Annotated in this window: 8 protein-coding genes, 1 tRNA gene and 1 riboswitch; of the genes, 2 read left to right on the top strand and 7 right to left on the bottom strand. The window is 44.1% G+C overall.

The genetic code is table 11. The features are described 5' to 3' along the window. Positions 1-145: 145 nt before the first annotated feature. Entirely contained in the window at positions 146-472 is a 327-nt protein-coding gene (locus JUI58_RS05175) for a DUF4278 domain-containing protein (protein ID WP_204102685.1), read from the bottom strand. Positions 473-504: 32 nt separating this feature from the next. Continuing rightward, positions 505-575, bottom strand: a riboswitch (Glutamine riboswitch). Between the two features lie 379 nt (positions 576-954). Here JUI58_RS05175 and JUI58_RS05170 point away from each other — a divergent pair. Beyond that, positions 955-2676: a ShlB/FhaC/HecB family hemolysin secretion/activation protein gene (locus JUI58_RS05170; protein ID WP_204102684.1), complete on the top strand. Its 1722-nt coding sequence runs from the start codon at positions 955-957 to the stop codon at positions 2674-2676. Between the two features lie 11 nt (positions 2677-2687). Here JUI58_RS05170 and JUI58_RS05165 read toward each other — a convergent pair whose 3' ends face one another. The 6 genes from JUI58_RS05165 to JUI58_RS05140 all read right to left on the bottom strand — a co-directional run bounded on the left by JUI58_RS05165 (position 2688) and on the right by JUI58_RS05140 (position 6731). Beyond that, a complete protein-coding gene (locus JUI58_RS05165; RefSeq protein WP_204102683.1) occupies positions 2688-3392 on the bottom strand; it encodes an FHA domain-containing protein in 705 nt (234 codons plus the stop codon). Positions 3393-3539: 147 nt separating this feature from the next. Further along, the gene (locus JUI58_RS05160; RefSeq protein ID WP_204102682.1) at positions 3540-4871 is read right to left on the bottom strand and encodes an FAD-binding oxidoreductase; all 1332 of its coding nucleotides are present in this window, start codon (positions 4869-4871) and stop codon (positions 3540-3542) included. Positions 4872-4949: 78 nt separating this feature from the next. After that, positions 4950-5032 (bottom strand) — tRNA-Leu (locus tag JUI58_RS05155). Next, entirely contained in the window at positions 5011-5889 is an 879-nt protein-coding gene (locus JUI58_RS05150) for a M48 family metallopeptidase (RefSeq protein WP_204102681.1), read from the bottom strand. Before JUI58_RS05150 ends, JUI58_RS05155 begins: the two co-directional genes overlap by 22 nt. A gap of 27 nt (positions 5890-5916) precedes the next feature. Then, positions 5917-6336: a hypothetical protein gene (locus JUI58_RS05145; RefSeq protein WP_204102680.1), complete on the bottom strand. Its 420-nt coding sequence runs from the start codon at positions 6334-6336 to the stop codon at positions 5917-5919. Positions 6337-6374: 38 nt separating this feature from the next. Further along, positions 6375-6731, bottom strand: coding sequence for an iron-sulfur cluster assembly accessory protein (locus JUI58_RS05140; protein WP_204102679.1), 357 nt, complete (start codon positions 6729-6731; stop codon positions 6375-6377). Positions 6732-6988: 257 nt separating this feature from the next. Between JUI58_RS05140 and JUI58_RS05135 the strand changes: the two genes are divergently transcribed. Next, complete coding sequence (locus JUI58_RS05135; protein WP_348539841.1) at positions 6989-8629, top strand: hypothetical protein; 1641 nt, start codon at positions 6989-6991, stop codon at positions 8627-8629. The last annotated feature ends 282 nt before the right edge of the window (positions 8630-8911 follow it).

The following is an 8911-nucleotide window of genomic DNA, read 5'->3' as shown; positions in this document are numbered from 1 at the left end:
TGGAAGTATTGTAACGCAAGACGGGTTAAAACCCGTTGCGTTCGATGTCCATTGATTAAAATCAATGGCTAACCCTCACTCTCTAGCTTTAGGTTTTTCCGATCGCATCTATGCAATATATTTGCTTGCAGGCGATCGCGATCAATTAGTGAGATAAACCAACCCGCTCTTCCGATCGCAGCAAGACCGATTCTTGACGTTTAAGTTCTGTACGTTCTTTGTTCAAGAACAGGGCGCGGGCCCGTTGTCCGATGCTGGGAGTAGGATTAACCTTAACCGCAGGCGCTTCCTGTCCTTGGGTGTAGGGGACTCCGCGATAAACCAAATCTAATGTTGGTTTTTGAGCAGTTGGTGCTTTGCGATTGCGAAAACGCCATTCTAAGCCCCGATATTTGCCACTAACTCCAGTGTCAAGACTTTCTACAATAGTTGGATTGTATTCGTAAGCAACGCCACGATATGTAAGTTTCATGTCCGCCTCCTTTTCCTTAAATGTTCGAGTGAGGCGCGTTCCTTCAGGAGATTTCCTTACTTCCGTCTCTTGGCTATTGACTAATTCCGAAGAGATGAACGATTTCTTTTTCTGTCTGTATCCATTGTTACCGTTTTTTAGAAAAAAGTCAAGCCATTTGCAAAAGTTTACATTTAGTCGGATTAGTTTGGGAGATGTCGCGTGCCATGAGAAGAAGAAACGCGATCGCTTAATTCTGTTTTACTTCACCGGAAAGAATTTGAAGCGCGATCGCATAGCCCATTGTTTGAAAATTCATTATTATAAATATCCGGACGTTACTATTTTTTAGCTGTTAGAACAAAATATAGGCGATTATAATAGTCGTTCAGATTGGAGCAAAGACAATTATGCAGTCCTGGCAAAAGGTATTTCTGAGACAAAAACACTTAATAAATCTTAAACCTTCCTGGCTATTGCTTTGCATTTCGAGCATTGTTTGCTTGACAGTTCCAGAAAGCCTAGCAAGTACTCTTTCTTCAGAAGTCATTTCGAGCGATCGCCTTCAAGATTCCCTGTGGGAAATAAATCTCACTGACACCCTAAAACTCGCCCAAATTCCCGAACCTCCAGAACCCATTGAACCCGTAGAACCCCTCGAACCGGAAGAGCCAGAAGAACCGGAAACACCTCCAACAACTCCTCCAGCAGCCATTCCAGAGGATGGAGAGATTCAAGTCGATCGCATTCTCATCCAAGGTAGTACCCTCTTTTCCGAGGCAGATTTTGCTCCTCGCATTCAACCTTATCTCGATCGCAGTGTGAGCGAGGAATCCTTACAAATCCTTGCTGATAGCATTACCGAAAATTACCTCGAACGAGGATATATTACCTCTCGCGCTGTTCTCGATACTAACTCATTAACCAGTGGGGAGATTTTGATTCGTATCCTTGAAGGAAGCATCGAAAAAATTGAAGTTGAAGGGATTCAACATTTAAAACCTGATTATATCCGCGATCGCGTTTGGTTAGGAGCCGGTGCGCCCTTAAATACCGGGAAATTAGAAGACCAATTACGATTGTTGCGATCAAATCCCCTCATCGAAAACATCGAAGCCAGTTTGCGAACCGGAAGTACTCCCGTACAAAGTATTTTAATCGTCCGCGTCACAGAAGCAAAACCTTTTCGTGCCAATTTTAGCTCCGATAACTATTCTCCCCCCAGTGTTGGTTCCGAACGATTTGGCTTTAGTGCGGGTTGGCTGAACACCACGGGGATCGGAGATAGCACCTTTTTCAGTTACAAGCGCACCACTAGAGGAGGTTCAGATACCTTTGATTTTAGTTATAGCCTGCCGTTAAACCCCATGGACGGCACCTTACAACTAAGAACCTCTTTCAACCGTAATAATGTCGTTCAAGAGCAATTCAGCGTCCTCGATATTCACGGTAACTCTGCACTTTATGACATCAGCTTTCGTCAACCCCTCGTCAAAACCCCCCGCGAAGAATTTGCTCTTTCGGCGGGCTTCACTTATCAAACAGGACAAACTTTCACCTTTCTCGGAGGGACCCCCTTTGGCTTTGGTCCGGAAGCCGATGGGACAACGACTACCAGTATTTTTAAATTCGGACAGGACTATATTCGCCGCGATACGGCTGGTGCTTGGGCTTTGCGTTCTCAATTCAGCTTGGGAACGGGGCTTTTTGGTGCAACGATTAATTCAGGATCGATTCCCGATAGCCGCTTTTTAAGTTGGTTATTACAAGTACAGCGCGTTCAAGTTTTAAATGAAAATAACTTTTTGATTATTTCCGGCGATTTACAACTGTCTACGGAACCTTTACTTTCTTCTCAACAGTTTGTCGTCGGTGGTGGCCAATCCGTGCGGGGCTTTCGGCAAAACTCTCGCTTTGGTGATAATGGTTTGCGTTTTTCCGTGGAAGATCGCATGACTTTAGTGAGAAATGAAGCCGGAAATCCTACTTTTATCGTTGCACCATTTTTCGATTTGGGCTGGGTTTGGAACAATCCCAATAATCCCAATCTCCAACCCGTTCCCGATCAAACCTTTATTGCAGGGGTTGGTGTGGGTTTTATTTGGGAAGTATTGCCAGGATTTAATGTTCGTTTAGATTTGGCTTATCCTTTAGTCAATTTAAGCGATCGCCAAACTAATGCTCAAGATGATGGCTTATATTTTAGCGTTTTGTGGAATTTCTAAGGGACAATTTTCTACAAACTATTACGCTTTTGATGGAAGAAGCGATCGAGAATTTCAGACTGTTGAACGGGGTTCAATTCTGGTGCAGAATTATCCCTAAAAGCAGGTTTTGTATTTTCATCACTGAGAAAAAAACAGGTTTTATGTTCGGATGTTTCAGGAAGTTCTTTCTGTTCTTGAGAAAAAGCCGATTTTTCCAACTTGTTTAAAGTATTAATAATTTCTTGGGGTGTATTAACAAGTTGTCGGGTTTCTTGACAACAGGAAAAATAGAAAACGAGATTCCCCAAACGAACCCGATCGCCGTCTTGGAGTAAAATGCGATCGCTGACAGGTTCTTGGTTGACATAGGTGCCATTGGTACTATTTAAGTCATGTAAATAAAAGCCGCGATCGGGGACATATTGAATTGCAGCATGATTGCGAGAGAGGCGATCGTCTGGGAGAGAAATTCCCGCTTTTTGTCCCCGTCCGATCGTCCAAATATTTTGGGGTTGAAAGAGTTTTTGGCTTCCGGTACCCATCAGATTAGCGAGTAAATAAACCCGTTGGTCTTCGACAACACCAATAATATAGGTATATTTTCCTCTTAATCGCGTCAAGCTGCGATCGTGACTGTTCTCTAATTGGAGAATCTCATTTAACAAACCTTGATTATTCTCATAAAGATTGAGAAAGACTTGATACAAACCGAGTTTTTGTTCGAGTTCTATCATGGAGGAGGTAATGGGGTGAGGGGTCTTTACCTCTAGGCTAACCGAAGATGTGGGGAATCGGTAGTCCTGGAGTAATTTTTATTTCTCCTCATCTTTTTTGAGGCAAGTTTCGTTGATTGATTTTATAACTCCAAAACTCAAACTTAATTACTGTTCTCTCTCTAACCACCCCCGCATTTTTCCTGGATTTAATAACCCATAAGGATCAACTCGTTCCTTAAACGCCAATTGTACCAGATCGATCGTTTTTCGTCCGCCATCCTCTAAAATATAAGTGTGTGGATTAGCAATTCCTGCTCCATTTTCCTCGTGATATTTAATGATTTCATTTAAGCGTTCTTCTGTTGAATAACGAAGCAATTGTAAACCTGCGGGAATCGCCATTCCTCCTACGCGAATAAACTCCAAATGGATCATCACCTCATCACCAAAATAACGATACATTTGCTCGACCCGTTCTAAATCCCAATAAAAGGTTTGTAAATAAGTTAAATTGGGGTCAATGCTGCGAGCGAGAAGCGTGGTATGATTCCAGCCAAATTCAACCAAACTAATCCCTTTTTGCGCTTCCTTTGCCGTTTTTTTGTAAGTAATTTTGCCACCCCATTCCTTAACTAAATCGTAAAATGGTTCGAGGGAAGACTCAGCAACCATCAGGAAAGCTGAGGATTCTTCTGGGGAAATATAATCTTTCAGTGCGGTAAAATAAGTAGGAATGGGAGCAGCAAAAATACTGACCCATTTCTTCACTAAACCATCTGCATCGGCGATCGCCTGCCCAAATTTAGCCGCCTCTAGGAAGTCAGCAAATGTTACAATTAATTCAGCCCAAGGATAAGCCGGTGCAAGGGGAATTTCTAATAGGGTAATAATGCCATTAGTTCCGTAAGCATGATTGACTTGTTGTACTTCATCCCCTCGTAATTCTAATACTCTCGGTTTATCCTCCATTGTCACAATGTGAACAGCATGAAGATTACCGCGATCGCGCAATTGTCCGTAATTAATCGAACCCGCACCAACACTTCCTCCTCCGATAAAACCGCCAATAGTTGCAGTACGATAAGTTGAAGGATACATTCGCAATTCCCAGCCAATTTCTCTTGCTTTCTTATCAAATGCTGCTAATTTAACCCCTGGTTCTACACTAGCCAAACTGGGTTCGATCCGGTGAATTTTATTCATAGGAGTTAGATCGAGAACAATACCTCCTTCAAGGGGAATGCACTGTCCATAATTACCTGTCCCGGCACCTCTAACTGTTAAAGGAATCTGATTTTTAACGCAAACTCGCGCAACTTTGAGAACATCCTCCTCATTTGCAGCACGAACCACCAGATCGGCACGTTTGTCCGCAAGTTGAGCTTGTAAAACAGGACTGAAGTGATAGTAATCGAGAGATAACTTGGCAACTTGACTAGCATCAGTCACGATCTCCAGTCCATCTAATTCAGCAGTAATTTTATTCCAATCGGTCATTGGGAAATATAAGTTTCGTTTCGATCGTATAATCGTATCGAAAATTGAGCCATAAAAGCATTAGGGTTTTTATTCTTATGGGCAAGGAGAGACTCGAACTCTCATGACCAAAGGCCGCTACATTTTGAGTGTAGTGCGTCTACCAATTCCGCCACTTGCCCGATTTTTCGTCAGTTTTGCCATTATAACCTAATTTTCCCCCACTTAGCAAGTCTTGATAAGAAGGAGAACTGGCCCATCGCTCGATTTCTCGGGCGCGAAGGACGGGGACGGGGTGAGTTAATTGGCTGTTTTGAGTTGTTTTCAGCATTTCTCCCAGGTCTGTCGCGCTCATCTCGTCGTAATCTTTGGCTTGATCGATAAAAGCATCCAAATTCAACAGGGGAGAGAGACTGGGAGATCCTCCCGCTAATTTCATCAATACTGACATGACCGTGCGCGGATTTTGGGTAGCGAGAAGAGCAGCGCGATCGCAGCTAAATTCAGCACAGCGCAACCATTCTAGCATTTGCTCTTGTAAAGATTGGGCGATTAAAGACCCCCAAATGGGCAGAACACTTGAAGCAAGAACGATTAAATTAGCCAAGGTTAAATAGACCCCATGTTCGCACTTGAGATGTCCCAGTTCATGAGCCATCACTGCTTGAATCTCTTCCGGGGTCAGCATTTCCACCAAGGAGGTATGCAAAACCATAAACGGCTTTTTCCCTCGCATGGCAAAAGTATAAGCATTGGGGACGGGATTTTGCTGGAGATAAAGTTGGGGTGGATCGAGATCGAGGATTTTACAGGCATCCAAGAGTAAATCGTGTAGGTGAGGAAGTTGGCGATCGCTCACCTGCACACTAGAAGCAATATTATTGAAGTAGAAAAAATCCTCGGCCACAGAACCCAACAAACTGCGGATGACTACATCCATGCCAGGAAGTTGTTTTAAGGCATTGGTTGCAGCCAAGTCGAGGGGATGTCGGAAGAAATCGGCTTTGAGGCCAATTAAAGGGATTTTGGGGGATGCCATTTTTAGAGAGAAGAAGAAATGGTGATTTTAGGTAAATAGCCAGTTTTTAACGCGAATCAGACTAGCCCAGTCGGGTTTTCGGGTCAAGCCATCTTCAATATTTTCGGCTAATTCTTGGCGAATTTCCGCACTAAAGGACATGACTCTCTGGACGATTTCGATTTGTTCTCGTACCCCTTTTGTTTCCGTCTCTAAAAGCGCGATCGCCAAATTGACGTGACCTTGGGGGGAATTTTTGTCCAATTTCACCCCTTTTTGTGCTGCTTTCAATGCCTGCTGGGGCTTATCGACCAAGAGATACAGCCATGCTAAACTCGACCAAGCTGTAGCATTTTTCTTGGAGCGATCGCAAATTTCTTTGAAAACGGGAATGAGAGATTCCGCACTTTCTCCATTTTTGTAGCGTTCTAAGCCATTTTCGTAGAGAGAAGCAACTGGTTCAACCATAGGAGTGATGAGTAATTAGTGATTAGTGATTAGTGGGTTTAAACGCCGAAGGATTTGCCGCAGCCGCAGGTTTGGTTAGCATTAGGGTTGGTAAATTCAAAACCGCCCCCAATTAAAGCCGTGCTGTAGTCGAGAACCAAACCGTAGAGATAGAGCAGACTTTTGGGATCGCAAATGATCTGAAAGCCATCATAGTCGTAAACTTCATCATCTTCGCGAATGTTGGCCGGGTCTTCAAAATCCATCAGGTAGGACATCCCCGAACAACCGCCATTGCGAACGCCAACCCGCAAACACAAGTCTTTTCCTTGTTGTTTTCTCAGAACCAGGAGATGTTCTAAGGCTGTTGGTGTGAGTTGAATTCCTTTTTGAATCGTTTGAGTTGCTTGGGTCATCGATAGAGAAACTCCTAGAATCTATAAATATGGGAATCTTGATTTTACTGTTCTAAAAACCATTTTACCGTATCCATCATCGCGATTTCTCTCTATCTCGCGATTGGTTCTTGCTTTTTGCCCGTTGCCTATTGTTTATTTGACTGGTAACTGATGACTGTTCCGCGCTACAGTAGATAAACTTCATAACGAGACTAAATACAAAGCCGTCCTCCGCTATAGCGATCGGGACAGGGTTTCTACCCATTTTTCTGATGATGAGCAATCTCCCCACAAATACCCTGCGTCGATTGAAAAAAATTCCTCAAACTTCTAGTGTTTGGGAGGGAGATCGGCGATCGCTTACCGCCTTAAATAACGATGAGCCGGATCGTGGTAGTGAAGGTGGTGACTGTATTCTCTGGGTAGACGGTTCCGAGGGAATGGTGCGGGCGATGGAAGTTATTTCCCCTGAAATTGGGGTTGAGGCCATCGCCAGAACCCTACTACGGGCGATTGAAAGTCCCCAAAGTCCAGGAAGACCAGCCAGACCGAAGAAAATCGTCGTGCGCGATCGCGAAGTTCAGTTTTTCTTACGCGGAGCCCTGCAAAACCTCGATATTGCCATCGATTATGTACCGGAATTACCCATTATTGACGAACTGTTTCGCAGTTTCTCCGAGTTCCAAAATGCCCGCCCTCCCCGCTTGCCCCCTCAATATGCCAAGCTGTTACGGGAGGTAGCTGAGGAGATTTGGGAGCTTGCCCCTTGGGAATATTTAGAAGATTGCGATATTCTCGCCCTTGAAGTCAACTATGGAGATATAGAAACGCTATATGTTTCTCTCTTGGGAATGTTGGAACAGGAATATGGCGTATTACTCTATCGGTCTTTAAGTTCCCTAAAGCGATTTCGCGCTTCTGCCATCGAACAAGAATCAATGGAAGCTCTGGAAAGTGCCTTTTTATCTCAAGATTGTTTATTCCTAAATTATGAAGCTGACGAAGATTCTGACTTCGATCTTGATGATGAAGATGCCAATTTAGCAGATTTGCCCTCTGATGAGATTATGCCTGTTTTTGGGAGTTTACATCCTTATGAAGGGTTACGGACTTTTTTGGATGAAGAGGAAGCAATTGTTGTTTATTCTGCTCTCAAAACATTAGTGAGATTTTTTGAAGAATATGGCGATATCATGGAAGATGAAGAGCGCATTCCCGCTTTAAACGAACGCTATAGCATTGAGTTCCCGATCGGAGATTCCCCCAGCAAAACTTTGGATATTGGCGTAACAACACTACCAGAGTTAACTGATGAACTTTTAGATATGGGTGAGGAGGAGGAGGATGATGATGATACGCCAGAAATTCGCGACGATCTATTTCCTGACAATTCTTTTGTGAGTATTGGCTTATTGCCTTGGTCAACGGTCACAAAAATACGTGCTAATCCGAGGGCTTATAATCAGCCTCGTGATTTTCCTGAAGAAGGGGAAGGATTGCCGATTATCCTCATTCAAACCTCTCGTCCCAAGGCGAAAGAGGCGATCGCTCGCATTCAAAATGAGGGCGGAGTTGAGGCGATCGCCTTTACCCCAGGAGAAGACCCTTTAGCTGAAAATCTTTACGATTTAGGATTAGTGAAAACGGGAGCAGATGTTCTCTATGTTTTTTCCGAATTTATCGCCGATGATATTACTCACTTAAGGGCTAAAAAGAGTTGGGAGCGACGTTTAGAAAAAACCAAGGGTCATTGCGGGTTAGTGATCGCAATGGGTGTAACGGGGGCTTCCCGAGGCGATCCGAAGCTAAAAGATATGTTGGCTCTCTTTGAAACCCGCGTTCTAGACTCAGAGGAGTTGGGAATTGGAACCTTACAATTAATTCCTCAAATGATGGGATTTGAAATGGACTGGTAAGGGACTAGCAATAAAATAAAGTACCCCTCCTTTTCTAAGGAGGGGTAAGAATAGGCAAGTTAAAGTTAGCTCAAAAACGGCTAGTCCCTTGGGGACTACCCTGGAGATTCTATTCAAAGGTGGGAATGGCCGGTTCTGAGGACGAACTAGGGTTAGAAGTGGGACGGGAGTTAATATTAATTGGCCGTCGAGGAGGAGGAGGGGTCGTTGTCGTGCGCGGACGGGGGGCTGGAGTCGTGGGGGTCGTTGTCGTGCGCGGACGGGGGGCTGGAGTCGTGGGTT

The organism is Spirulina sp. CCY15215 (assembly GCF_016888125.1).
GTDB lineage: Bacteria > Cyanobacteriota > Cyanobacteriia > Cyanobacteriales > Spirulinaceae > CCY15215.
The sequence above is the reverse complement of the archived record's forward strand: the minus strand, read 5'-3'. Positions and strand labels throughout refer to the sequence as shown.

Coding starts and splice junctions, on each gene's coding strand:
- JUI58_RS05175 (WP_204102685.1), bottom strand. CDS start 472: ATGAAACTTACATATCGTGGCGTTGCTTACGAATACAATCCAACTATT.
- JUI58_RS05165 (WP_204102683.1), bottom strand. CDS start 3,392: ATGATAGAACTCGAACAAAAACTCGGTTTGTATCAAGTCTTTCTCAAT.
- JUI58_RS05160 (WP_204102682.1), bottom strand. CDS start 4,871: ATGACCGATTGGAATAAAATTACTGCTGAATTAGATGGACTGGAGATC.
- JUI58_RS05150 (WP_204102681.1), bottom strand. CDS start 5,889: ATGGCATCCCCCAAAATCCCTTTAATTGGCCTCAAAGCCGATTTCTTC.
- JUI58_RS05145 (WP_204102680.1), bottom strand. CDS start 6,336: ATGGTTGAACCAGTTGCTTCTCTCTACGAAAATGGCTTAGAACGCTAC.
- JUI58_RS05140 (WP_204102679.1), bottom strand. CDS start 6,731: ATGACCCAAGCAACTCAAACGATTCAAAAAGGAATTCAACTCACACCA.
- JUI58_RS05135 (WP_348539841.1), top strand. CDS start 6,989: ATGAGCAATCTCCCCACAAATACCCTGCGTCGATTGAAAAAAATTCCT.